Annotated in this window: 1 protein-coding gene; it reads right to left on the bottom strand. The window is 65.9% G+C overall.

The annotated features are described in order from the left end of the window. Window positions 1–393 (bottom strand): phosphate acyltransferase (locus tag D7X55_RS47360; RefSeq protein WP_255425075.1); only part of this gene is annotated, 393 nt, incomplete at both ends.

Below are 393 nucleotides of genomic sequence, written 5' to 3' on the forward strand. Positions count from 1 at the left end.
GGTTCGGCAGCACGAACAGGTTGGCGCGGCCCTGCAGGGTCGAGCCCGGCAGCAGCTTCTGGCGCAGCGCTTCATCCCATGCGGTGTCGCCCTGCATTTCGCCGTCCACGTTCAGGCGCGGGTTGCGCTTGAGCAGCAGCTCGCGCACCTGGCGCATCTTCAGCGCGTCCTTCGAATCGTGGCTGCCGAAGTTGGAGTGCGACAGCAGCGCCACCTTCGGCTCGATGCCGAACAACTTCATGCGGTAGGCCGCCTGCAGGGTCGCTTCGCACAGCTGCTCGGCGGTCGGGTCTTCCTGCACGTGGGTATCGACGAAGAAGAACACGCCCTGCTGGTTGATCACGCTGGTCATCGCCGAGGTCGAGGTGACCTTCGGCTCCAGCGGCAGCACGC

The sequence above is a fragment of the Corallococcus sp. AB049A genome (genome assembly GCF_003668885.1).
GTDB classification, from domain to species: Bacteria; Myxococcota; Myxococcia; order Myxococcales; family Myxococcaceae; genus Corallococcus; species Corallococcus interemptor.